This window comes from Staphylococcus sp. HMSC14C01 (assembly GCF_001808085.1).
Taxonomy (GTDB): domain Bacteria; phylum Bacillota; class Bacilli; order Staphylococcales; family Staphylococcaceae; genus Staphylococcus; species Staphylococcus hominis.
Map to the genome: position 1 here is coordinate 49587 of NZ_KV792025.1, position 24747 is coordinate 74333.

Annotated in this window: 31 protein-coding genes and 1 riboswitch; of the genes, 6 read left to right on the forward strand and 25 right to left on the reverse strand. The window is 31.0% G+C overall.

The features are described from left to right. Window positions 1-12 precede the first annotated feature (12 nt). From dltB to HMPREF3131_RS04135, 5 genes are all read right to left on the reverse strand, one after another. Window positions 13-1227 (reverse strand): D-alanyl-lipoteichoic acid biosynthesis protein DltB, encoded by a 1215-nt coding sequence (gene dltB, locus HMPREF3131_RS04115; protein WP_070436483.1) that lies wholly within the window; start codon window positions 1225-1227, stop codon window positions 13-15. Beyond that, window positions 1224-2678: a D-alanine--poly(phosphoribitol) ligase subunit DltA gene (gene dltA, locus HMPREF3131_RS04120; RefSeq protein WP_070436484.1), complete on the reverse strand. Its 1455-nt coding sequence runs from the start codon at window positions 2676-2678 to the stop codon at window positions 1224-1226. The genes dltB and dltA overlap by 4 nt, the downstream gene beginning before the upstream one ends. A gap of 14 nt (window positions 2679-2692) precedes the next feature. Beyond that, window positions 2693-2863 carry a teichoic acid D-Ala incorporation-associated protein DltX gene (locus HMPREF3131_RS04125; RefSeq protein WP_002455559.1) on the reverse strand — a complete coding sequence of 57 codons (171 nt, stop codon included), beginning with the start codon at window positions 2861-2863 and terminating at the stop codon, window positions 2693-2695. Between the two features lie 335 nt (window positions 2864-3198). Beyond that, entirely contained in the window at window positions 3199-3987 is a 789-nt protein-coding gene (locus HMPREF3131_RS04130) for a TIGR01457 family HAD-type hydrolase (protein WP_002448132.1), read from the reverse strand. Continuing rightward, a complete protein-coding gene (locus HMPREF3131_RS04135; RefSeq protein ID WP_017175868.1) occupies window positions 3987-4421 on the reverse strand; it encodes a DUF86 domain-containing protein in 435 nt (144 codons plus the stop codon). The genes HMPREF3131_RS04130 and HMPREF3131_RS04135 overlap by 1 nt, the downstream gene beginning before the upstream one ends. Before the next feature lie 102 nt (window positions 4422-4523). Here HMPREF3131_RS04135 and HMPREF3131_RS04140 point away from each other — a divergent pair, with 102 nt between their 5' ends. After that, window positions 4524-4790, forward strand: a complete 267-nt coding sequence (locus tag HMPREF3131_RS04140; RefSeq protein WP_002448201.1) for a DUF3055 domain-containing protein — start codon at window positions 4524-4526, stop codon at window positions 4788-4790. A 53-nt stretch (window positions 4791-4843) separates the two neighbouring features. On the opposite strand, the gene HMPREF3131_RS04145 is transcribed toward HMPREF3131_RS04140, so the two are convergent. From HMPREF3131_RS04145 to sufC, 10 genes are all read right to left on the reverse strand, one after another. Beyond that, window positions 4844-5230 carry a YutD family protein gene (locus HMPREF3131_RS04145; RefSeq protein ID WP_070436485.1) on the reverse strand — a complete coding sequence of 129 codons (387 nt, stop codon included), beginning with the start codon at window positions 5228-5230 and terminating at the stop codon, window positions 4844-4846. Window positions 5231-5433: 203 nt separating this feature from the next. After that, window positions 5434-6354: a lipoyl synthase gene (gene lipA, locus HMPREF3131_RS04150; RefSeq protein WP_002448197.1), complete on the reverse strand. Its 921-nt coding sequence runs from the start codon at window positions 6352-6354 to the stop codon at window positions 5434-5436. Between the two features lie 111 nt (window positions 6355-6465). After that, window positions 6466-7797 (reverse strand): bifunctional metallophosphatase/5'-nucleotidase, encoded by a 1332-nt coding sequence (locus HMPREF3131_RS04155; RefSeq protein ID WP_048679484.1) that lies wholly within the window; start codon window positions 7795-7797, stop codon window positions 6466-6468. 19 nt (window positions 7798-7816) lie between these two features. Next, a complete protein-coding gene (locus HMPREF3131_RS04160; protein ID WP_017175871.1) occupies window positions 7817-8644 on the reverse strand; it encodes a sulfite exporter TauE/SafE family protein in 828 nt (275 codons plus the stop codon). Window positions 8645-8657: 13 nt separating this feature from the next. Continuing rightward, window positions 8658-9506, reverse strand: coding sequence for a DUF72 domain-containing protein (locus HMPREF3131_RS04165; protein WP_049415350.1), 849 nt, complete (start codon window positions 9504-9506; stop codon window positions 8658-8660). 336 nt (window positions 9507-9842) lie between these two features. Further along, a complete protein-coding gene (sufB, locus tag HMPREF3131_RS04170; RefSeq protein WP_002448087.1) occupies window positions 9843-11240 on the reverse strand; it encodes a Fe-S cluster assembly protein SufB in 1398 nt (465 codons plus the stop codon). 161 nt (window positions 11241-11401) lie between these two features. Continuing rightward, window positions 11402-11863 carry a Fe-S cluster assembly sulfur transfer protein SufU gene (gene sufU, locus HMPREF3131_RS04175; RefSeq protein WP_002448166.1) on the reverse strand — a complete coding sequence of 154 codons (462 nt, stop codon included), beginning with the start codon at window positions 11861-11863 and terminating at the stop codon, window positions 11402-11404. After that, window positions 11853-13103 (reverse strand): cysteine desulfurase, encoded by a 1251-nt coding sequence (locus HMPREF3131_RS04180; RefSeq protein ID WP_172457916.1) that lies wholly within the window; start codon window positions 13101-13103, stop codon window positions 11853-11855. Before HMPREF3131_RS04180 ends, sufU begins: the two co-directional genes overlap by 11 nt. A gap of 30 nt (window positions 13104-13133) precedes the next feature. Next, window positions 13134-14441: a Fe-S cluster assembly protein SufD gene (gene sufD / locus HMPREF3131_RS04185; protein ID WP_017175874.1), complete on the reverse strand. Its 1308-nt coding sequence runs from the start codon at window positions 14439-14441 to the stop codon at window positions 13134-13136. A gap of 122 nt (window positions 14442-14563) precedes the next feature. After that, window positions 14564-15325: a Fe-S cluster assembly ATPase SufC gene (sufC, locus tag HMPREF3131_RS04190; protein WP_002448050.1), complete on the reverse strand. Its 762-nt coding sequence runs from the start codon at window positions 15323-15325 to the stop codon at window positions 14564-14566. 323 nt (window positions 15326-15648) lie between these two features. Here sufC and HMPREF3131_RS04195 point away from each other — a divergent pair, with 323 nt between their 5' ends. Continuing rightward, window positions 15649-16506, forward strand: coding sequence for a polyprenyl-phosphate transporter PopT (locus HMPREF3131_RS04195; RefSeq protein WP_017175875.1), 858 nt, complete (start codon window positions 15649-15651; stop codon window positions 16504-16506). A 63-nt stretch (window positions 16507-16569) separates the two neighbouring features. Here HMPREF3131_RS04195 and HMPREF3131_RS04200 read toward each other — a convergent pair whose 3' ends face one another. Beyond that, entirely contained in the window at window positions 16570-16755 is a 186-nt protein-coding gene (locus HMPREF3131_RS04200; protein ID WP_002448111.1) for a CsbD family protein, read from the reverse strand. 175 nt (window positions 16756-16930) lie between these two features. Between HMPREF3131_RS04200 and HMPREF3131_RS11295 the strand changes: the two genes are divergently transcribed. Beyond that, window positions 16931-17095 (forward strand): hypothetical protein, encoded by a 165-nt coding sequence (locus tag HMPREF3131_RS11295; RefSeq protein ID WP_002448129.1) that lies wholly within the window; start codon window positions 16931-16933, stop codon window positions 17093-17095. 90 nt (window positions 17096-17185) lie between these two features. On the opposite strand, the gene HMPREF3131_RS04205 is transcribed toward HMPREF3131_RS11295, so the two are convergent. The 7 genes from HMPREF3131_RS04205 to HMPREF3131_RS04235 all read right to left on the reverse strand — a co-directional run bounded on the left by HMPREF3131_RS04205 (window position 17186) and on the right by HMPREF3131_RS04235 (window position 21620). After that, on the reverse strand, window positions 17186-18001 hold the full coding sequence (locus HMPREF3131_RS04205) for a MetQ/NlpA family ABC transporter substrate-binding protein (RefSeq protein ID WP_017175876.1): 816 nt from the start codon (window positions 17999-18001) through the stop codon (window positions 17186-17188). 20 nt (window positions 18002-18021) lie between these two features. Continuing rightward, window positions 18022-18717, reverse strand: coding sequence for a methionine ABC transporter permease (locus HMPREF3131_RS04210; RefSeq protein WP_017175877.1), 696 nt, complete (start codon window positions 18715-18717; stop codon window positions 18022-18024). Next, window positions 18710-19735, reverse strand: a complete 1026-nt coding sequence (locus HMPREF3131_RS04215; RefSeq protein WP_017175878.1) for a methionine ABC transporter ATP-binding protein — start codon at window positions 19733-19735, stop codon at window positions 18710-18712. The genes HMPREF3131_RS04210 and HMPREF3131_RS04215 overlap by 8 nt, the downstream gene beginning before the upstream one ends. An 84-nt stretch (window positions 19736-19819) precedes the next feature. Further along, window positions 19820-19924, reverse strand: a riboswitch (SAM riboswitch). Between the two features lie 54 nt (window positions 19925-19978). After that, window positions 19979-20278, reverse strand: coding sequence for a thioredoxin family protein (locus tag HMPREF3131_RS04220; protein WP_002448091.1), 300 nt, complete (start codon window positions 20276-20278; stop codon window positions 19979-19981). Next, window positions 20271-20657 (reverse strand): toprim domain-containing protein, encoded by a 387-nt coding sequence (locus HMPREF3131_RS04225; protein WP_002448075.1) that lies wholly within the window; start codon window positions 20655-20657, stop codon window positions 20271-20273. Before HMPREF3131_RS04225 ends, HMPREF3131_RS04220 begins: the two co-directional genes overlap by 8 nt. A gap of 136 nt (window positions 20658-20793) precedes the next feature. Then, the gene (gene gcvH, locus HMPREF3131_RS04230; RefSeq protein ID WP_017175879.1) at window positions 20794-21174 is read right to left on the reverse strand and encodes a glycine cleavage system protein GcvH; all 381 of its coding nucleotides are present in this window, start codon (window positions 21172-21174) and stop codon (window positions 20794-20796) included. A 92-nt stretch (window positions 21175-21266) separates the two neighbouring features. Further along, window positions 21267-21620, reverse strand: coding sequence for an arsenate reductase family protein (locus tag HMPREF3131_RS04235; protein ID WP_017175880.1), 354 nt, complete (start codon window positions 21618-21620; stop codon window positions 21267-21269). Window positions 21621-21759: 139 nt separating this feature from the next. On the opposite strand from HMPREF3131_RS04235, the gene HMPREF3131_RS04240 reads away from it, so the two are divergent. After that, complete coding sequence (locus HMPREF3131_RS04240) at window positions 21760-22083, forward strand: thioredoxin family protein (protein ID WP_002448188.1); 324 nt, start codon at window positions 21760-21762, stop codon at window positions 22081-22083. A gap of 37 nt (window positions 22084-22120) precedes the next feature. On the opposite strand, the gene HMPREF3131_RS04245 is transcribed toward HMPREF3131_RS04240, so the two are convergent. Continuing rightward, entirely contained in the window at window positions 22121-22660 is a 540-nt protein-coding gene (locus HMPREF3131_RS04245) for a nitroreductase family protein (RefSeq protein ID WP_002448165.1), read from the reverse strand. A 69-nt stretch (window positions 22661-22729) separates the two neighbouring features. Next, window positions 22730-23455 carry a type I 3-dehydroquinate dehydratase gene (aroD, locus tag HMPREF3131_RS04250; protein WP_002455566.1) on the reverse strand — a complete coding sequence of 242 codons (726 nt, stop codon included), beginning with the start codon at window positions 23453-23455 and terminating at the stop codon, window positions 22730-22732. A 161-nt stretch (window positions 23456-23616) separates the two neighbouring features. Here aroD and HMPREF3131_RS04255 point away from each other — a divergent pair, with 161 nt between their 5' ends. Beyond that, window positions 23617-24039: an organic hydroperoxide resistance protein gene (locus HMPREF3131_RS04255; RefSeq protein WP_002448074.1), complete on the forward strand. Its 423-nt coding sequence runs from the start codon at window positions 23617-23619 to the stop codon at window positions 24037-24039. 451 nt (window positions 24040-24490) lie between these two features. Further along, the coding region (locus HMPREF3131_RS04260) for a GNAT family N-acetyltransferase (RefSeq protein ID WP_141738176.1) at window positions 24491-24747 on the forward strand (257 nt) is incomplete at its 3' end.

Consider the following 24747-nt stretch of genomic DNA (forward strand, 5'->3'; position numbering starts at 1 on the left):
TTATTTCTCCCTTTAAATTAATTTTCCTGAGAATATTAAGAATCCAAATGCTACAAAATGGAATGTGATAATAACACTTAATGCTATAGTAAAACCATTTTGAAAGCGAGGTGGATGTTTCTTTCTCCAACGTTCATAATATCCATATCCGATAAACATTAAACCGTGATAAATACCATAAACAATGTAAAATACTTCTAATCCGTGCCATACACCCATAATAAAGAAATTTAAGAAGAAGGCAAAATTTGACATTGCAAATTGATTCTTCATTAATTTTTTACGAGACATATAGAACAATGTTCTCATATAAACACAATCTCTAAACCAGAATGATAATGACATATGCCATCTATTCCAGAAATCTTTAATATTACGTGCTTTAAACGGCTGTTTAAAGTTTGGTGGTGTATTAATGCCATATAGATAACTCACTGCTACTGCAAATAAACTATAACCTGCAAAGTCAAAAAACAAGTAAAAGCTATAGGCATACATATATAACCATTTATGAGTAAAACCATGTAAATGCATTAATAATGGCATAATTGCATATACATTAATTAAATGAGCAATAATATATTTATATAAGAAGCCCATCATAATCATATGAATCGCTTTAACTACCATACCTCTGTATTGCTCACCAGTTGGTATTTTTTTATCATCTTTGACAAAACGTTTATAACGGTCGATTGGTCCTGAAGATACTGTTGGAAAGAATGAAATAAATTGAATCAATTTACCCACTTTAATCTCTTTAATAGAACCATCTCTAATCTCCATTATAAGTTGTACACTTTTAAAAGTAACATATGAGATTCCTAAGAATCCGACAAATTCAATTAACTTATGTTCATGGAAATGTATTTGATGTCCACCTAACCATGAACTTTGTAATATTTTAACAAGTGCTAAAGGTAAAATAGATAAAATCATAACAATTAAAAATTTAATAAAAGTATTATTTTTTTGTCGTGATTTGTAATACCACATGATTAACAATACTTGCCATATTAAATAAATTACAAAACTGATTAATTGAACACTTAAATATTTCTGTCCAAATAAATTGTATGTATCTGAAGAGAAAATAATCACAATCATAATCGCTGTACTTATTCCATTGTATACATAGCTTCGCTTACCTAAAAATCCGAGTATGATGACTGGTAAAAGAACGATAAATGCGACTAAGAAGAAGGTAAACGTACCATAAGGGATCATGCGTCAATATCCTCTGCAACTTGTTTACGATCAAGTTTTCCATTTGATGTTAATGGAAGTTGTTCCATCCAAACGAATTTTCTCGGAATCATATATTCAGGTAAGCGAGATTTCAATTCATTTTTAATGTTTCTGGTCATCTCTAAATCATTATCCACTTTCTCAGTAGGTACAATAGCACCTACAAGATACACAACTTTTCCATTTTTATAAATTGGTACAACAACGGTTTCTCTAACATATTTTGAGTGTCTTAGTTGTGTTTCAATTTCTTCTAGTTCCATGCGATAGCCGTTTAATTTTATTTGAAAATCGATACGTCCTTGGATAAACCAATAACCATCTTTTTCAATAGCTTTATCACCCGTGTGATAAATACGAACGCCATTATCAAACTTAAATACTGCTTCAGTTTTTTCTTTGTTTTTTAGATATCCTAAACTCACACTTGTTCCTTTAATAACAAGCTCACCTTCATCAGTTGTTGATAGTGTAGTATTCGGTCTTGCTACACCTACTGGAAGTGGATTATAACATTCTAAAATCTCGGGTGTGATTTTTACACCAGTAACTGCAACTGTCGCTTCCGTTGGTCCATATGTGTTATAAACAATTGCATTTGGATATCTATCAACAAGTGCTTTAGCTGTTCTATGCGGTAAAATTTCTCCACAAAAGAAGAAATGATTTAAACTTGGATAATCTTTTTCATTAAGGTTAGGAAGTAATAAACACATTTCTATAAATGATGGTGTTGATACCCAAGCATTAATTGGCGTTTGAACAAGCATTTCATTTAATAACTTCGGTTTTTTTATCATATCTTTATCTACTAAGTTAAGTGTTCCACCAGATGTTAAACATGGATAAATTGACATTACAGATAAATCAAATGAAAATGGTGCTTGGTTCAACCACTCCTGATGATTATCTGTTTCATTTAATGAGACCATCCATTCTGCAAACTCTATTAAACTCGCATACTCAATTTGCACACCTTTAGGCTCACCTGTAGAACCAGAAGTGAATATAGTATAAACAACATCTGTTTTATCAATTTGACTATCAAAAACAATAGGATAATCAGAATGTTTAATATCTTCGATTGTAAGTTCTTTCCTTGGTTGATTCACACTTGAATCAGTTGTATTTAAAATAAATGTTGGATCTACTTTATTCATAATCATTTCTACACGTTCTATTGGAACTGACGTATCAATTGGGACATAGCCACATCCTGCTTTGATTGCTCCTATCATTCCAACTACCATATATGGTGACATATGACCATAGATGATTAATGGCTTATTTGTATCTTGCAAATAATGTGCTAGCTTACTAGATTCTTCTATAAGTTGACGATACGTTAACTCATCTGATTTATGTCTAATAGCTACTCGATCTGGATTTTTTTGTCCAATATCATTAATTAAATTTATAATATCTGTCATCCTTTGACTCCTTACTAGAATTCGTTATATATAAAGTTATTATGTGTATCGCCTGAACCATATATAAGATACAAAGCTATAAAAATTGCTAAGTATAGAATAGTCAGTAGATATGGTTTTGCTTTTTCATAAAAAACACTTATTTTTTTAGTTTCTCTCAATTGAATATTACACCTCACAAACATTGCTATTTATTTTGAAGAACAATTCTACTTATTTTATATTTAGTAAAGTTATCTTACTATCAAGAAATATTATATCGCACTTTTATTTTTACACTTTATTATATAAAAATATTAATTATATATAAAATTTATTTTATATAATAATTAGTGAGTGTTAAATATGTATCTATCTTATCCGATATGTCCTTATTCTTATCTTTGATATTCTATATATTAGTACTAATGATTACATATCACAATTACACAGAGCATAACAAAACTGTTAGATATAAAAACTTCTTATTACTCATATCATCAATTTAAGTAATAAGAAGTTATCATAGAAATTATTTTTATTAATTAGTATTACTTTCTAATTCAGCTATAGCCACATTCAAATCTTTAAATGAATAGGTTGGCTTTGGTTGTTTAGTTTGAATTTCTTCATAAGATGTTACACCTGTTTGTACATGTACCGTATCCATCCCCACATTAATACCAGACATTATATCTGTATCATACAAATCTCCCACCATAGCCACTTCAGACTTATCTAGTTTCAAAATATCTAAAGCAATTTGCATGATGATGGTTTCTGGTTTACCAATAAATTGTGGCTGTTGTCCAGTAGATACACTAACCACACTTGTAATAGCTCCATTTCCAGGTAAGAAGCCTCTTTCTTTAGGAATTGAGACATCTGGATTCGTAGAGATAAATTTTGCGCCTTTACGTACTGCTAAAGTAGCTATTGCAAGTTTTTCATATGTGACTGCTTCATCTAAACCGATAACTACGTAATCTACATTCTCATCTTCTTTTACGGTTAAACCTGCATCGGTTAATGCTGTTCTTAAACCATTACCTCCTAGCATATACACACTAGCTTGACTATTTTCTTCTGCAATGTAATTTGCCGTAGCTAGAGCAGAAGTAACTACTTCGTCTGGTTTAGCGTCAATCTTCATTTCTTTTAACTTTTCTGTTACTTCTTCAGGCGTCTTAGTAGAGTTATTAGTAACATATAAATGAGGAATATCGTTTTTGTTCAAATAATCGATAAATTGAGCAGCACCATCAATTTCTGCTGTACCCATATACATTGTTCCATCTAAATCGATTAAATAACCTTTATAATTTTTCATTATGAATAATCTCCTTTTCCAAAAGCGGTAATTGGCACATTTTCTTTTTTTAGAAATTGAGTAACTTCTTTCACAAATTGTCGATAATACGGTATTGAGGTGTCAAATAATGGTACAAGTGTTTCAACTTCTAATTCTGTATAATGATGTGCAAACTGTTTTCTGATTTTAACTGTATCATTAATATGGTTTTGTGTATCTTTGGAAATCACCCCTTCAAGTTCTAAAATATCAATAACATCTTTATAGTTACCAGGATCTCTCAAAATAAAAGCGTCAATAATCATATTTCCAATATCTACTGATGATTCAATTAACATTTGCGCAATACGTTCAAATGCATAATGATTTGATTTATTTGTTTCATAATCCTTAATAAGCTGATTTAAATATTTTATTTTAAGTGCTAATTTATCTTTATCTACAAAATACATATCGGTCACCTCTTATTATTATTATCATATCATAGTTTTGCATCATGCATCATTTGTCGTTATACTAATTTCACATATTAAAAATAAAGGAGCATGACTGATATGATAGATATGTTTCTGTACGATGATGAGGAACAATCGCAAGCACAATTTGTAGGATTTGTAGGTGAACATAGTCGCTATGATTTAATGCTTATTCAGACCGATCGTCATTACGGTAAAACACTGGTATTAAATCTTCAAACTAATAAATTTGGCATCATAGGCACAGACGATATTGAAGAAGAAGGATATATTGCTCATATATTAGGTGTGTCTCAAGAAGAAAGCGAAGAAATCATTGAATATCTAAATCAAGTTATTCAATAAATGAAAGGTCAAAACAATGTATATTTTGTGAATATCATTGTTTTGACCTTTCATTATTTATTATTCTTTTTTTCAGTAGATTGTGTAGTTTGTATTGTTGGTTTTATTTTCACATCATGCAATTTATCTTCTACTTCATCTACACTAGCTAATTCTAATCGTTCATTCTCATTAATATGTCTCACTATAAAATATGGACAACCAAAATTACAATATTCCAAAATATAATCTTGGATGGTTGAAAAACGTTTTGAAATTTCAGCTTTTTTATTTGAATCTTTATAAAATCCTTTTAAACGTAATTGATCATAACCAAAATCTCCAACTACAAAATCATATTTATCAAGTATATCTGAATATCTTGAAGCAAATAATTCTTCATCAAAGCATTCTCTATAATCTTCAATTAATTCAAAATACTGTTGATTAACTTTAATCATAATAAGTCACCTTTAATTGTAATTATAATAAAAACTTAGATTGCCTATTTTAAAGAAAAAGAGCAATCTAAGTTTTAGCATCTATCTATTAATAAACATTGTTAATTGACTTTATGTACTTATATTATTGTTTCACAAGATAATATGATTTCATTATGCAATATCACTTAACAGAAAGTTTATTTTAAATTTTTGGGTTAATATTATTTTTGTTGTAACTGTTCTTCTCCAAGACGATGTTTTTCTTTTGCCGCTTCATTTACTTGTTCATCAGCATGATAAGAACTTCGTACCATTGGACCAGCTTCACAATGTTTAAATCCTTTTTCCATTGCAATTTTTCTTAATTTACCAAATTCTAATGGAGTATAATACTTTTCAACTTTTAAGTGTTTACGTGATGGTTGTAAATATTGACCAATTGTTAAAATATCAACATCATTTGCACGTAAGTCATCCATTGTTTCATAAATTTCTTCCAATGTTTCACCTAAACCTACCATTAAACTTGATTTAGTTGGAATATCAGGTTGTAACTCTTTAGAACGACGTAAGAATTCTAATGTTCTGTCGTAAGTCGCACGCGCACGAACTCTTGGAGTTAAACGACGTACTGTTTCAATGTTATGGTTTAAAATATCAGGTCTTGAAGCCATTAGTGTTTCAAGTGCTTCATAATCCCCACCCATATCTGACGGTAAAATTTCAATTGTCGTATATGGATTACGTTCACGTACTTTACGAACCGTTTCTGCATATACATTAGATCCTGCATCTCTTAAATCATCACGTGCAACAGCTGTGATAACAACATGTTTAAGATTCATTAGTTCTACAGACTCTGCAACACGTTCTGGTTCATTTAAATCTAATTCATTAGGTAAGCCAGTTTTTACTGCACAGAAACGACAAGCTCTTGTACATACCGCACCTAAAATCATAAATGTAGCCGTACGTCTAGCTCCCCAACATTCATGTATATTTGGACATTTTGCTTCTTCACAAACTGTATGTAAATTTTTCTCACGCATCATTTTCTTGAGGCCGATGTAGTTTTCATTAGTGTTTAGCTTTATTTTCAACCAATCTGGTTTACGTAAAATCTCTTCATTTTTAGTAGCCATAACAACACATACCCTCCTGTTTAATCTATCTTCAACTATTATAACGAAATTTACATTAAATTAAAATGTAATAACTTATAAAATTAAGACATAACTATGAACATTTGTGTACTAAGAAGAATGATGCATATGAATTAATTTTTCTTTAAAGATATCTCTTAAAAATTCCGGCATTAAATAATCAATCGATGTTCCTTTTAATAATGGGAAATATCTTCCAAATGTATACATATCTACAGTTCCTAATATATAGGTACGGTTATCTTCTATTTCTTGTCCATCTACAAAGAAGCGATGTTCTGATTGAATAAATCCACATTTATATAATATATAACCACCAAAAATATCGCCTCTAAATCCTAACCCTTGGACATGTTCATACATATATTCTTGCTTTTGACTTTTTAATATTACCTTTTTCAATTCAGAACCTTTCAAACGTACACGAACTAAGTTGATTGGATGAGGTAACATAGTATGGATATCGTATTCAGTAAGTTGATCGCTCTCAACACTATTAACAATTAATCCAGCATTAATAATTGTACAATCTGCATTTGTAAACTCATACACACTTTCTGCAAGTAAATAAGTCGTTTTTGTAATCACATTTGTTTTACTAGATAAAGAAACTGGCTTATTAATAATCGCCTTCTTCATCAAATCTTTTCCTTCTTCATCAAAATGTGTTTTAACCACTGGTAATGTGTCTACTGGATGTAATGTAGCCTCTTTAGTAACTACTTTTTTATTTTCAATCGTTAAATTCACTTCTCCAAGATAATATCCATATTTCCCTGCTGCTGCCATAAGTACACCATTATTGACTTCACCATGATTAAAATGATGATGTGTGTGGCTTCCTAGTATCACATCTATCTCTGGGATTTCTTGACATAATTTTTCATCAAAAAAGACACCTACATGACTCATAACTATTAATACATCGTATTGTCCTTTGCGTTGTTCAATTTCGTCTTTGATGGCTTCTAATGGGTCTGTCACAATCCAATCAAGTGCTCGATAGAATGGCGTGAAAGGTGCCGTCGCTGCTACAAATAAAAAGCGTACATCTTCTATTTCTTTTATATAAGATGTGGCAATATGACGGGGTAAGTGGCCATCTTCGTCTAAAACATTAGCACATATGACTTTAAATTGTGCATCATTGTAAAGATTATTTAATGCTTCATGAGAAATAGTCATTCCTTCATTATTCCCAATTGTAGCAATATCACAATGAGCCTCATTTAAAAGTTCAATATTTTTTTTGCCCATAGTTGCTTCTGTTACTGGTGTAGATAAATCAACATGATCACCAATATCTAAATAAAGTGAAGGGTGTTGAAGTTCAGGTCGGTGTTCAGCCATGTACGTCATAATACGTGCATATTCATTAAGGTGACTATGAATGTCATTTGTATGAAAAATTGTAAGCTTCACTTAAATTCCTCCTGTTTTATTATAGAAACGATTTAATAATTAGATATACACCCATAATTAACATTACTGTGCGTAATAATAATACTACTGTTTCTGATTTAATCGAGTGATTTATTTTTACTCCAATTTGAGCGCCAATATAACTAGAAATGATTAGAATAATTGAATATGACCAAGCAACATGACCTTGAATAATATGACCAATTGAACTCATTACACTTGAAAAGAAAATCATCATCATACTTGTCCCTACTGCTACATGAGGTGGAAATCTAAATACTATAAGCATTAAAGGAGTCATCAACGCTCCACCACCAATCCCAAATAAACCTGTAAGTACACCTATAAATAATGTAGCAAAGAAGGCAAACATAGGTGGAACGCTATAATGATAAGTCATCCCTTTAGCATCGATGTATGTTTTACGATACTTTTCCTTATCGAATATTTTAAATGGTTTAATTTTATATCTAATCATCAATAAAATAGATACACAGATCATAAAAATACCAAAGTATAAATTAAACGAATTTAATGTTAAATATCTACTTAAAAATGAACCAATAAGTGAACCAGGTAATAATCCAAATAAAAATATGGACCCATTTTTAATATCTACTTGCTTTGTTTTCAAATAACCAATAGATGAAGAAAGTCCAGTTACAATAAGAATAACCGATGACGTACCAATTGCAATCTGAGTAGTGATGCCGTGTAATAGATGATGGTTCACACCTAAATACACTAAAGTAGGTACGATAATTATACCACCACCAATACCTACTAAAGAACCTAATACTGCAGATAATAATCCAATTAAAACTAATAAAATCATTGTTAAAAACATTATAATTCGCCTCTTAGAAAAATTTTAATTGCTGAGGTGCTAAGCCTGTATACTCTATATCTAAAATATCTTGATAGGTTTTAGCATTTTGAGCTGCATGACCACCAGAATTATTATTAAAAACAACATAGACCTTTTCAGCTTTTTGTTCTAATATTTGAACTTTATTTGCTAAATTTTTTAATTCATTTTCATTATAATTATATAAATATCTAACATCTCGCCACTCTTGATCAGTCATATCTTTTTTAGTCCAACCATGCTGATTTCTACCATGATAACGCACAAAAGCGGTACTAGAAGTTATACGATTGACTAAAGGTATAGACCCATCTTTAATTTGTGGTTCATCTACGACCGCATGAATAATTTGATGTTCGGTTAAAAACATTAAAGTTTGTTCTTTAAATTGGGAATTAAACCAAGATTGATGTCTAAATTCTACACACATGGGGATATCTTCTAGCTGTTGTCGAACATACAAAATATAATTTATATTTTGCGCTGTACAATCAAACCAAGGTGGAAATTGTACTAAGACCATTGCTAATTTATGATGTGCAATCAGTGGTTCAAGCATTTGTCTAAATTGTTTAAATAGTTCAGAGCGTGAATCAGCATAGGTTTTATAATCTGAATGAAGCGTTAATGCTTGATGAATCTTAACGATAAACTGAAACTTATCTGGTGTTTCATTGATCCATTTCAATATATTACGTTCAGGTTGGATAGCATAATATGAGGCGTCAAGTTCAACAACAGGAAAATGACTCGCATATGTACGTAGTTTATCTGTTTGTCTTTCAAGATCTTCATATAAAGAATAATGATCTCCCCATCCAGTTAGACCGATATTAATCATTTTTATCACCAGATATATGATACCATATTCAAAATTAATATATCACTTGTTGTATACTAACTTTACATTTTCTTATTATTTTAAAATTTCTACTATAACACCCTAAGTTTGCGTTAATAACTGATTCATTTGTAAAAATAATTAATCTATTAAATCGTTCACTTTTGATTAGTAGCTAATTTGTAACTACTTCTCTTCTAATAGATTGTGTTAACTGGTTTTAAACTGGATAAGGTGGAATATCGCCATCATAATTAATCATTGCTTGAAAAACAAAAGAACTAGAATGTTAAACATTCTAGTTCTTTTAACTATTAGCTTAAGCTATATCTTAAATTATCCGATTGAACCTTCCATTTCAAATTTAATAAGACGGTTCATTTCTACAGCATATTCCATTGGTAATTCTTTAGTAAATGGTTCGATGAATCCCATAACAATCATCTCAGTTGCTTCTTCTTCAGAAATCCCTCTACTCATTAGATAGAATAATTGTTCTTCAGATACTTTAGAAACTTTCGCTTCATGTTCTAATGAAATATTATCATTAAATACTTCATTGTATGGAATTGTGTCTGAAGTTGATTCGTTATCTAGAATTAATGTATCGCATTCGATATTTGAACGCGCACCTTTAGCTTTGCGTCCAAAGTGAACGATACCGCGATAGATTACTTTACCACCGTTTTTAGAAATTGATTTAGATACGATAGTTGAAGATGTATTTGGGGCTTTATGAATCATTTTAGCACCTGCATCTTGAACTTGACCTTTACCCGCAAATGCGATGGATAATGTACTACCTTTCGCACCTTCACCTAATAATACACAGTTAGGGTATTTCATTGTTAACTTAGAACCTAAGTTACCGTCAACCCATTCCATATTACCATTTTCATGAACAAACGTACGTTTAGTAACTAAGTTATACACATTGTTAGCCCAGTTTTGGATAGTAGTATAACGAACATGTGCATCTTTATGAACAATAATTTCAACTACTGCTGAGTGTAATGAACTTGTAGTATATACTGGCGCAGTACAACCCTCAACATAGTTTACTGAAGCCCCTTCATCAGCAATAATTAATGTACGTTCGAATTGACCCATATTTTCTGAGTTAATTCGGAAGTACGCTTGTAATGGTGTATCTAATTTAACGTTTTTAGGTACATAGATGAATGAACCACCTGACCATACTGCTGAATTTAATGCTGCGAATTTATTATCAGCTGCTGGAACAACAGAAGCAAAGTATTCTTTAAATAAGTCTTCATTTTCACGTAAAGCACTGTCTGTATCTTTAAAGATTATCCCTTTTTCTTCTAATTCTTTTTCCATATTATGATATACAACTTCTGATTCATATTGTGCAGAAACACCAGCTAAATATTTTTGTTCTGCTTCTGGTATACCTAATTTATCAAATGTACGTTTAATTTCTTCAGGTACTTCATCCCAAGAACGTTCAGTATGCTCTGAAGGCTTAACATAATAAGTAATGTCATCAAAATTCAATTCTGATAAATCGCCACCCCATTGAGGCATTGGGATTTTATAGAATAGTTTTAAAGCTTTTAATCGGAAATTAAGCATCCATTCTGGTTCTTCTTTCATCTTAGAAATTTCTCTAACAATATTTTCTGTTAGACCACGTTCTGATCTGAAAATGGAAACATCCTCATCATGGAAACCATATTTATAATCTCCAACATCAGGTGCTTTTTTAGCCATTTCAATCACTCCTTAAATATATTTAAAACGATATACGCATCATTTATCTTTCACTACTATCTATAGTCATTGTAACAACATGAAAACTATATAAAAAGAAATATGTGTAAAATGTCACAGCACCATAGTGCTTAGAATAACATTTATTACCTATTCGTATTTTATTCTTCAGTTGTACCTTCTGCTTTACCTTCTTTTTGCACTGTACCTTTTTCTAAAGCTTTCCACGCTAACGTTGCACATTTAATACGCGCTGGGAATTGAGAAACCCCTTGTAATGCTTCTACATCTCCCATATCTTCAGTGATGTTATAATCTTCACCTAACATCATTTTAGTAAATTCTTGACTCATTTGCATTGCTTCACCTAATGAATGACCTTTAACTGCTTCAGTCATCATCGATGCACTTGACATTGAAATTGAGCAACCTTCACCTTCGAATTTCGCCTCTTGAATGATACCATCTTCGATATCAAATGTTAGTCTAATGCGATCACCACAAGTAGGATTATTCATATCTACTGTCATTGATCCATTATCTAAAACGCCTTTATTACGAGGATTCTTATAATGATCCATAATTACAGATCTATAAAGTTGATCTAAATTATTAAAACTCATATGAGAAAAACTCCTTCGTTTGTTTCAATGCTTCTACTAATTGGTCAACATCTTCTTTAGTATTATAAATATAAAAACTTGCTCTTGCAGTAGATGATACATTTAACCATTTCATTAATGGTTGCGCACAGTGATGTCCAGCTCTAACAGCGACACCTTCAGTATCTACTGCTGTAGCAACATCATGTGGATGAATATCAGCTAAATTAAAAGTGATCACACCTGCACGTCTTTCTTTAGGGGGACCATATATTTCTAATCCTTCAATTGAAGATAATTGCTCATATGCATATTCTGTTAATTCTTTTTCATGCTGATGAATGGCATCAAAGCCTATATTTTCGATATAACGAATAGCTTCAGCCAATCCAATAGCTTGAGCAATAATCGGTGTACCAGCTTCAAATTTAGTAGGTAAGTCAGCCCATGTTGCATCGTACTTACTTACAAAATCAATCATGTCCCCACCATACTCAACAGGTTCCATGTTTTGAAGTAGTTCACGTTTTCCATATAATACACCAATACCAGTCGGTCCTAACATTTTGTGACCGCTAAAGCTAAAGAAATCAACATCTAAATCTTGAACATCGATATCCATATGAGGTGCAGATTGTGCTCCATCAACACTAATAATAGCACCGTGTTCATGCGCAATCTTAGCAATTGCTTTTATATCATTAATGGTACCTAAGACATTAGACACATGAGTAATAGCTACAATCTTAGTATTGTCATTAATTGTCGATTTGACATCTTCAATTCTTAGTTCACCATCATCAGTCATAGGAATAAATTTTAAAGTAGCTTTTTTTCGTTTAGCTAGCTGTTGCCAAGGCACAATATTAGCATGATGTTCCATCTCTGTCACAACGATTTCGTCGCCTTCGTTAATATTAGCGTCTCCATAACTATGTGCAACAATATTAATTGAAGCAGTCGTACCTCTAGTAAAAATAATTTCTTCAAAATATTTAGCATTAATGAAACGTCGTACTGTCTCACGAGCACTTTCATATCCATCTGTTGCTAAAGAACCTAGAGTATGCACACCACGATGCACATTAGAATTGTAACGTTTATAATAATCATCTAATACATTTAATACTTGCACTGGTGTTTGACTTGTTGCTGTTGAATCAAGATAAGCTAATCGTTTTCCATTAACTTTTTGATTTAGTATAGGAAAGTCTTCAATAATTTCTTGTATGTTTAATGAAGTTTCGGCCACTACCTTCACGACCTTTCTTTTATTGAAAATCTCAATGATCTATTTATTTACTTTAAGTTCGATGACTTCTCGTAATTGACGTTTCACATCTTCAATTGGTAATTCACGGACAACTGGATCTAAGAAACCATGAATAACAAGACGTTCTGCTTCTTTTTGAGAAATACCACGGCTCATTAAGTAGTAAAGTTGTTCTGGGTCAACACGACCAACCGAAGCTGCATGACCTGCTTCAACATCATCTTCATCGATAAGTAGAATAGGGTTCGCATCTCCGCGAGCATGCTCTGAAAGCATTAACACACGAGATTCTTGATTTGCGATAGATTTTGTACCGCCATGCTTAATATATCCAATACCGTTAAATACAGATGAAGCATTTTCACGCATTACACCATGTTTTAAGATATAACCATTTGTTTCCTTACCATATTGAACGATTTTAGATGTTAAGTTAATTTTTTGATCACCAGTACCAACAATGACTGATTTTAGTTCACTTGTTGAACGATCACCAATTAAGTTAGTAGTATTATCAATAATTTGGCTTCCCTCATTCATTAAACCTAAAGCCCAATTAATTGATGCATCTGCTGCCGTCACACCACGACGGATAATGTGACCTGTAAATCCTTTATCTAGATAGTCAACTGAACCATAAGTAATGTTTGAATTTGCTCCTGCAATCACTTCAGAAATAATATTGACTTGATTACCTTCACCACTTGCAGTTGAAAGGTAATTCTCAACATATGTTACTTCAGCACTTTCTTCCGTTACAATAATGGCATGATTAAATAAACTTGCATTCTCATTGTCATGTAATACTACATATTGAATAGGGTCTTCAACTACTACATTTTTAGGGACATATACAAATACGCCACCATTCAATAATGCTGTATGCAAAGCAGTTAATCGATGTTCATCTACTGTAACTGCATCTTTCATTAAATATTTTTCTACTAATTCACTATGATCTTGTAGCGCTTTTGATAAACCTTCAATAATAACATTATTATGATTTGCTTGTTCTGATACTTGTGTGAAAGCTAAATCATTATTATGTTGAATAATTAAATTTTTAGAATTTTCTATATCAATAATATTTTTAACTGATTCAGGAAGTTCTGATACATCATTATATGATTTACTTTCTACATGATGTTGTTTAAATGCATCGAAATCCCATTTTTTTAGTTTTGTTTTATCTGGTTTAGGCATTTCTAAAGTTTCTGTTAATTTCAAAGCTTTTTGACGTAGTTCAGTCATCCAAGAAGGTTCATTTTGTGCTTTAGAATAATCAACAAGTTGTGCTTCAGAAATATTTAAAGTTTCTGTTGTCATAATGCTTTTTCCTCCTACTTGATGAAAAATTTTAGTAACTGAATTGATATATAAACTGTTTATTTCCACATTTTAAAATCAATCAGTTCTTTTTATGAATAGTTTTTATATTATTTAATGACCTATTCAGTTGCACCAAATTCTTCTTTAACCCATTCATAACCTTCTTCTTCAAGACGTTTAGCTAATTCTGGACCGCCTGATTTTACAACTTTACCGCCATACATAACATGTACTTTATCAGGAGTAATATAGTTTAATAAACGTTGATAGTGTGTAATCATTAATGCACCGAAATCTTCACCACGCATTTCATTGATTCCTTTAGAAACGACTTTTAATGCATCAATATCTAAACCTGAGTCAATTTCATCTAAAATCGCAAATTTGGGTTCTAACATCATTAATTGTAAGATTTCATTACGTTTTTTCTCCCCACCTGAGAAACCTTCATTTAAATAACGTTGCGCCATATCTTTATCAATATCTAAGAAATCCATTTGTTTATCTAATTTTTTAATAAATTGCATTAAGTTAATTTCTTGACCTTCTTCACGTTTTGCATTAATCGCTGAACGCATAAAGTCTGCATTTGTTACACCAGTAATTTCTGATGGATATTGCATTGCTAAGAAAAGACCTGCTTTTGCTCTTTCGTCAACCTCTAATTCTAAAATATTTACGCCATCAAGTAATACTTCACCTTGAGTAACTTCATAACTTGGGTGACCCATAATTGCAGAAGATAATGTTGATTTACCTGTACCATTAGGTCCCATGATTGCGTGAACTTCACCAGTATTAATTGTTAAATTAACACCTTTTAAAATTTCTTTATCTTCAATAGACACATGTAAGTCTTTAATTTCCAATGTTGATGACATTTATATTCCCTCCATAAAATATAAAGTTTTCTTAACTAGTTTATAGTAATTTTAATTTATAGTCAAAAAGACTTCTAACACTTTAATACACTTAATTATAACGTAAATAGTCCCCAATATAAACTTATTAAAATGACAAAAAAGATTATATTTTCGTCAAAATTGTTTCGAAATGACTTCAATTTTCAAGTGCGACTGATAATCAAAAGGCATCTGTTCTCAATAGGCATCTATATATTAACGATGATTGACTACTTAATATTTCAATGTAAGTTAAAAATTTGGTAGTATTCGTATTAACTCAATAAAGAAAGGAGACCTTTATGACATTCAAATGGAAAAATATTTTAAAAGGATTTGCGATGGGAACTTCAGATTTAGTTCCAGGAATTAGTGGAGGTACCATTGCTTTACTTTTAGGAATATATGATGGTTTTATTTCATCCATTAGTGGATTGTTTTCTAAACGATTTTGGCCAAGTCTAAAATTTTTACTTCCTATATTAATAGGAATGATTTTAGCGATTGGTGTACTTAGTAATTTAATTCATTACCTACTCGATCATCATCATGTAATAACGATGTTCTTTTTTACTGGTTTAATTATAGGCATTGTCCCTTACTTATTAAAAACTTCAGATTTTAAAAAAACATTTACAACTAAACACTATGGATTATTAATTTTAGGAATCATAGTTATAGTGGCATTAACGTTATTAAATCCTAGCACACAGCAATCAAGTTTAACACTTCAATTATCTTTTAGTCTTATTATTAAATATTTTATAGCAGGTGTTTGTGCTTCTAGTGCAATGCTACTTCCAGGTATCTCTGGCTCATTTATGCTACTTGTATTCGGTGCATATGGAACAATAATGTTAGCTATTGCTAATTTAGCTAAATTTAACTTTACCGGTCTGCCTATATTAATAGTAGTTGGTTTAGGTATTTTATGTGGATTTCTATTTTCAAGCCGTATTATAAAATACTTTTTAACCCACCACTTTATTGGAACATTTGCCTTAATTACTGGTTTTGTTATTGGTTCAATTTATGCTGTATTCCCAGGAATTCCTAAATCACCAGTAGAATGGATTGTTTCGATTATTTCTTTAGTAATAGGATATATAGTAAGTTATTCATTAGGACTGATTACGTCTAACAATGATACTCAGACATAATATTCTAAAATAAACAAAAAACGCATGTGTTTAACACATGCGTTCTCTTCTAGTTAAAACGACTTATTTATCGCCTTTTAATTTATCAATAACATCATTTGCTTTATCTTTAACGTTATCAACCACTTCTTTAGCTTTACCTGAAGCTTTGTCGCCTTGACCTTCTTTTTCTAAATCTTTATTATCAGTTGCATTACCAACTGTTTCCTTAATATTACCTTTAGCTTGTTCAAATTTATCTTCTGCCATTTTAAATTCCTCCTTGTTAAACATTTCATTCTTAAATGATTTTTGTAATATTAACATACCCAATACATATCATGTATAAACATAAATTCTGTTATTTTTTTATATTTTCTGTCTAATTAAAATAATTGTTATAATAACATTGTTCAATTTACTTATCCAATTGGAGATGATAACTATGACATTTGTTAATTTTACTGCTATGACAGAAAAAGGTTTAAATAAAAAAGTCAATGCATTCTTAGAAGAACATCCATATATAGAAATTGTTAAATTTGAATATGCGATGGGTCAAGGTGGTATCGGCGTTGGAATACTATATCAAGACGATTCAAGTTTATAATATAAATGACTGCAATAAATGTATTGATATAAAATAAAAAAACGGTTCACATATTTGTTTGTGAACCGTTTTTTACTGCATTATTATTCATTATTTTGCAGGTACAACTGCACCTTTGTATTTTTCATTGATGAAATCACGAATGTCTTTAGATTGTAATACTTCAACTAAAGCTTTAATTTTTTCATCATCTTTATGATCTTTACGAACTGCAATTAGGTTTGCATAAGGGTTATTATTAGGTTTTTCAACTACAATTGAATCTTTTTGTGGACTTAAGCCTTGATCAATAGCATAGTTTGAATTAATAATAGCTGCATCTACATCTTGATTTTGATAGATTTTTGGAAGATATTCAGCTGATTGTTTGTTATTGAATTTAATATCTTTTTTGTTTTCAGTAATATCTTCAAATTTAGCGTCTTCAATTTTTACGCCTTTTTTAATTTTAATTAAGCCTTCATCAACGAAGAATTTTAAGAAACGACCTTGTTCAGCTGGGTTATTTGAAACATAAACTGTCGCACCTTTAGGAAGGTCTTTTAAACTTTTGTATTTTTTAGAATAAACAGCCATTGGTTCTAAATGAACTTTACCTGCATCTTCAATTTTGTATCCTTTTTCTTTACTTTCAGTTTTTAAATAAGGAACGTGTTGGAAGTAGTTAGCATCAAGCTCACCTTTATCTAACAACTTATTAGGTGTAGTGTAATCATTGATTGTTTTAATTTCTAAATTATAACCTTTTTTCTCAAGAAGTGGTTTTGCTTTTTCTAAGATTTCAGCATGTGGTGCTGGTGAGGCACCTACAACGATTTTTTTATCTTTTTCGTCTCCGCCTTTACCACAAGCAGCTAATACAACTGTCAGTGTAAGTACTAATACTAAACTTAAAAGTTTTTTCATTTAATCTGTCCTCTTTTCTATTATCGTTTATCAATTTTATTTGTAAGCCAATCCCCGATGAATTGGATTATAAATACAATAATTAAAATAAATACGGTTGACACTAGAATGACGTCGTTTTGGTTACGTGTAAAACCAGTTAAGTAAGCTAAGTTACCTAAACCACCTGCACCAATAACGCCTGCAATAGCAGTTGAACCAACTAAAGCGATAGCAGTTACTGTAATACCTGAAACAAGTGCTGGCATTGCTTCTGGAAGCAATACTTTTCGAACGACTGTCCAAGTATTCGCACCCATAGACCATGCTGCTTCAATAACGCCTTTATCGATTTCTTTAAATGCGATTTCAACTAATCTTGCGTAGAACGGTGCAGCGCCAATGATTAATGCTGGAAGTGCTCCCGTCGGTCCACTAATTGTACCTAATAATACACTTGTGAACGGAATTAATAACAAAATTAAAATAATAAATGGAATCGCACGGAACAAGTTAACTATAAATGAAACTACCGTATAGAAAATTTTAGCTCCAGGTGCATCACTTTTAGCTGATAAGAAAAGCAGCACACCTAAGATTAAGCCAAAGATAAAAGCAAAAATGGTTGACACTACAGTCATATAAAGTGTTTCATATATTGCTTGCCAAACTTCAGGCCATTGCACGTTAGGCATAGTAATCATTTCATGGAAGATATCACCATATGATTTATCCATGTTTAATCACCTCCACATTTACGTGTTGTTTATGTAACTCAGTTACAAATGTATTAAATCCATCTTCACTAATATGTGGAATATGTACAATTAAAAATCCAATTGAACCTGTACGTGTATTTTTAATATTTGCTTCCAAAATATTTAATTCAATATTCTGCATTCGCGTAATATCAGATACAACAGGTTGTGTGGTATTATTACCGTTGAAATTCAATCTTACAATATAAGCGTCTTTGTTCAATGGTTCTAGATGTTTAATTGAATCTTCAAAATCGTCGTCTAAATCGTCTTTCACGAATCGTTTTGTCACCTCATGTTGAGGATTTTCAAATACTTCATCAACATTACCTTGCTCAATAACACGCCCATTTTCCATCACTGCAACTTCATCACATATGCGTCTAATCACTTGCATTTCATGTGTAATAATCACAATCGTTAGATTTCTTTCTTCTTTTATTTTTAATAGTAAATCTAAAATTTCATCCGTTGTTTGTGGATCTAGCGCACTTGTAGCCTCGTCACATAATAAGACATTCGGATCATTCGCTAATGCACGAGCAATCCCAACTCTTTGTTTTTGACCACCTGATAATTCTGAAGGATAAGCTTTTTCACGACCTTTTAAACCGACCAACTCTACAAGTTCTAAAGCTCTTTGTTTTGCTTCTGCACGAGATACTCCAGCTATTTCTAGTGGGAACATAATATTACTAATGACAGTACGTGACCATAACAAATTAAAATGTTGGAAAATCATACTTACTTTTTGTCGTTTTTTTCTCAAATCTGACTTAGAAAGTTTGTTAATATTGTCTCCATCTATAATGATATCCCCTGAAGTCGGTTCTTCTAGATTATTAAACATTCGAATTAACGTACTTTTACCAGCACCAGAAAACCCAATCACTCCAAAAATTGAGCCTGATTCTATATTCAAGTCAACGTGATCTACTGCTAGTACATCTTTGTTCTTTGTGTGATAGCGTTTAACAACTTGATTTAACTCAATCACGTTAAATGCCTCCCTTAAATTCCTTATGTAATTAAAAAATGCTTTCCCATCTAGAGAGATGAGAAAGCATTTAAAATTATCTTTCTCTCATCTTCTAAAGTCTTAAACTTTATGTGAATTGGCACCATTTCCATTATAGACGGTTGCCGGGCTTCGTAGGGCACATCCCTCCACCTCTCTCGATAAGAGTTTTCGCACTATTTAATTAATTTATATCCTATCACTGTACTAATAATTCGTCAATCATTTTTTTAACTTTTCTAACAAATATGGCACGGATTGAAATGCATAGATTCTATCTACCTCTTTATCCTTATCCATAATTAACAGTACAGGTACAGACATAATTTTATATTCTTCACTAAAATACTTATGGAAATTTAAATCAATTTTTTTAAGTGGTAATTGTTCGATATCATTTGCAATATCTAGCATGCGCTCTGAAATCTTACATGTTCCACACATAGGAGTATATCCAAATATTAAATGTTTATCTTTATCAAAGTGTTCTTTGATGTCTTCGATTTTAATAGAATTATTCATTCACAAGTACTAACCTTTCAGAACTTAAATTAGGTATAAGTTTTTTCTCTTTTTTTACGTTAAATCCGTATTTACTCAATACATGAGCAAGATAATTTTTGGGACAACGTGCGACTTCACAATATGTTTTATCTACATAGATATGTTCACTTTCACTTAAATAACGTTTAAACCACTTTCTAATTTTTTCGCCCTCATCATCTGAATCGGCAAGAATATAGACCTGTTTTCCATATAACGTTTCTATCATATCGTCTAGTTTGTCGATACTCATTGTACCATGTGTACAAATAATATTTACAGGTTCAGCAATGACTTGTTGCACTTTCTTCTTATCAGATTTACCTTCAACAATGATAACTTTATTTAAAATTGCCATGTTCATCCACCTTCTAAGTCGATATTAAACAATCATTTACTTTTTCACGTTATTGATGAATATAAACACAATTTACAGATAATTAATATAATTATATAAAAAACTCCTAGATTTAATATCAAGGAGTTTTAAAAAATTATTCGCCAATCATTTCAGAGTATTGTTCAGCTGATAGTAATTCATCTAATTGACTTTCGTCACTTAATTCAACTTTTACCATCCATGCTTTTTCATAAGGTGATTCATTAACAAATTCTGGACTATCTTCTAATTCGTCATTTGTTTCAACAATTTTACCAGAGACAGGTGCATACAATTCAGATACTGTCTTTACTGATTCAACACTACCAAATGTATCCCCTTCATTAATTTCATCATCGACATCTGGTAATTCGACAAATACGATGTCTCCTAATTCACCTTGCGCGTATTCAGTAATACCAATTGTTGCCGTATTTCCTTCAACTTTAACCCATTCATGTTCCTTAGAATATTTGAATTCGCTCGGTACTGCCACGAAAATCCCCTCCTAAAAATAATTACAATTTAATGATGCCATACCGTAAGTTTTCATTCAACTATTAATATTAAAAGTTGTGATTATACTTTCTATAACCATACATCTTTATATTGTTCCTCATTAAAACCTAATGTAACTTTTTCACCTGAAACCGCTAGCGGACGTTTTACCAACATTCCATCTGAGGATAAGAGTTCTAATTTTTCATCATTAGATAATTTTTTTAATTTATCTTTCAAACCAAGTTCTCTATATTTCACACCATGTGTATTAAAGAATTTATTTATTTCCACTTCTGATTTAACTACTAACTCTTTGAATTCTTGTTTTGTAGGTGTGTGTTGCACAATATCTATAGACTCATAACTCACTCCATGCTCATCTAAAAATCGAGCAGCTTTTTTACAAGTTGTGCATTTTGGATATTGATAAAATTTAATCATTCAGTATTATCCTCCTATTTAAACTTATTATAAATATATCAAATTATTTAAATAAACGCTCTACTTTTTAAGCTTTATTTTTTTCTAAATATTAGTAATTAGTTATAATATATAAAACAAGCTAAAAGGAGTGTAAAGTATGAAAAATATTACTACTACTGAAGAATTTAATTCAGTTATTCAAAGTGAACAACCTGTAATTGTAAAATTTGAAGCTGGTTGGTGTCCTGATTGTAAAGCAATGGATATGTGGATTGATCCAATCGTTGACAAGTATAACGACTATAAATGGTATTCTGTAAATCGTGATGAATTAGAAGATGTAGCATCAGACAATGAAGTCATGGGTATCCCAAGTTTACTTATATTTGAAAATGGTCAAAAACAAGCTCATTTGCATTCTGCTAATGCAAAATCACCTGAACAAGTTGAATCATTCTTAAAAGAAACATTTAATAAATAATTAAAGAACCACACTCGTTATTTTGAGTGTGGTTTCTTTAGTATTCTGAGATTAAATGTTTATTTTTACGTTTTGCTTTAGGTGGTACCTCTTCTAAATCAGTAAGATACAATAAACCTGCAATAGCTTCATCTTTAGCAATACCAAACGCTTTTCTTACTTTTGGTTCAAAGATGTACAATGGCGTTTTCCAACATGTACCAATACCTTTTTCATAAAGTAATAACATTAGATTCTGAGTGTATGCACCCATCGCAAAAAAGTTTTCGCGATTTTGTCGTTGTCGTGGGTCAGTTTTAAGTACTAAAACTAACATACCTCCTAAATTTGTCACCGCGTTATAATGATCTTCTTGTTTTTCTGGACTATTTGGAAAGGCAAAACGTGTAATATCTCTACTCATATCTCCTAATCTATCTTTAGAAACATGAATAACTCTCCACGGTTCTCTCATACCATGATTAGGAGCGTCAGTAGCTTGTTCTATGGCTTTAAATACATCTTCATCATTAATCACCATATCATGTTTAAATTTCTTTATACTTCTTCTTAAAGAAATTACTTCTTGTAATTCCACAATTATCGCTCCTCTATATTGATAACTATTATCAATTATACGCGGATATCGATGACATTTCAATGTATACTACATGCTTTCGTAAAATAATAATTGTTTTTTTAGTTCTTTAACATGAATCTGCCCTGGCGCTTGAGGTTCACCTAAGCAACCATATGACACTGTACCCCCAAAAACACCTTGAGCAGTTCGGCTCACTAATCCTAAATGAGACATAGATATTCCAATAACTTGTTGAGAAATCGCTTCAGATGTATAAGCTACTGCTTCTAATAGCATTGCTACGTCCTGTTTTTCCTTAGGCATTACTGCAATTTTTACATACTCAGGATTTAATTTTTGCATTTTATAATATGTGAATTTTAATTCTTCTAACGGTGGCGTTTCTAAAAAATTATGATAGGACACAATTATTTGTTTCTGATGACGATGTGCATTTTCTATAATACGCTTATGCGTCTCAACCTCAATATTTGACTCCCATTCTATATCTATCATTTGACATTCATCTATTGAGGAAATTGTTTCAATTAACTGTAAATATTCTTTATTAGTTAACTGACCTTTTCCACCTTGAGAAATTGTGCGATACGTCACCAATATTTTAAAATGATCCTTTATTTCATTTAGAAGTGAAAGGTTTTTCATTAAAAGTTCGTGATGATGACTCTCCCACTGATCTATACGCAACTCAATGATATCTATATATGCATGATTATCATTGATACTATTTAACGTTTCATTATCTATTATATCTTGAGGTGCTATGGTTGCAGCTACCTTTACTTCTGCCATATAATCCCTTCTTTTCTTGCCATTTACAATTTTATATTATTTTAAACTATTTATGTCACACTCGCCAATGTTTAAAATTCTTTTTAATTTTTACAAATCATGATTTAAAACTTTTTAGTTGGGTATATAATAATTGTATTCGAATTTAGGAGGTAATAATAATGGCAGTTCAATATGAAACTAAAGCAACAAACGTTGGTGGACGTAAAGGACACGTACACACAGACGATAATGCAATAAATGTAGATGTATTACCACCACAACAAGCAGATGGAAACGCAACTAACCCTGAACAATTATTCGCAGCTGGCTATGCTTCATGCTTCAATGGTGCATATGACCTTATTTTAAAACAAAACAAAGTTCGCGGAGCAGAACCTGAGGTAACTTTAACTGTACGCTTAGAAGATGATCCAAATGCTGAAAGTCCAAAATTAAGCGTATCTATTGATGCAAAAGTTAAAAATGTATTATCTCAAGAAGACGCTGAAAAATATCTACAAGATGCTCACGAATTCTGTCCATATTCAAAAGCAACTCGTGGCAACATCGATGTAGATTTAAATGTTCAAGTTGTTGACTAATTAGCATTACTCTTTAAAATCAAAATTTTATAATTTTAAAAAACCCTGAGACACCTCATTATGTCTCAGGATTTTTTTATGTGTTGATAGATAAAGACTGAATTAAAAAGAGCTGATATCAAGTTATTTCAATAGTAGTATGAAAGTTAACATAATGACTTTCAATAAGAACATTTACGTCCTTGGGGATGTATTGCTAGAATTGAACGACAAATTCAAATTGAATTCTGTCCTACTCCATTTCATTTCCTATCTAACAATTAAGTTTAAAGATATCGATGTATGATAGATAATATTCTAACGACTATGTATTCTCACACTTTTTGTATAATTTTTAAAAATAGGCTATTCTATGGATATAGTTATTAATTAAACTTTATAAAATTTTTATAATTCAATTAATTTGTATAAATAGATTTTTAAATGCTAATAATAATTTGAGGTGAGTATAATGTCAGAAGTTAGAATTCTTACTAACAACGATTTAAATCAATATATTACTTTAATATCAAATGATTCACATACTTATTCATGGGATAAACTTTATTTTCAACATGTGTCTCCAAATTACTTAAAACACATTCTATCTAAAGAAGAAGAGTATTGTAATATTTTTGGCAATTTTAAAAATGAAAAACTTGTGGCTGGTGTTACATTGCGACAACTCAAACAAGTGGGCACACAACATAAAGCAATGTTAGAAAATCT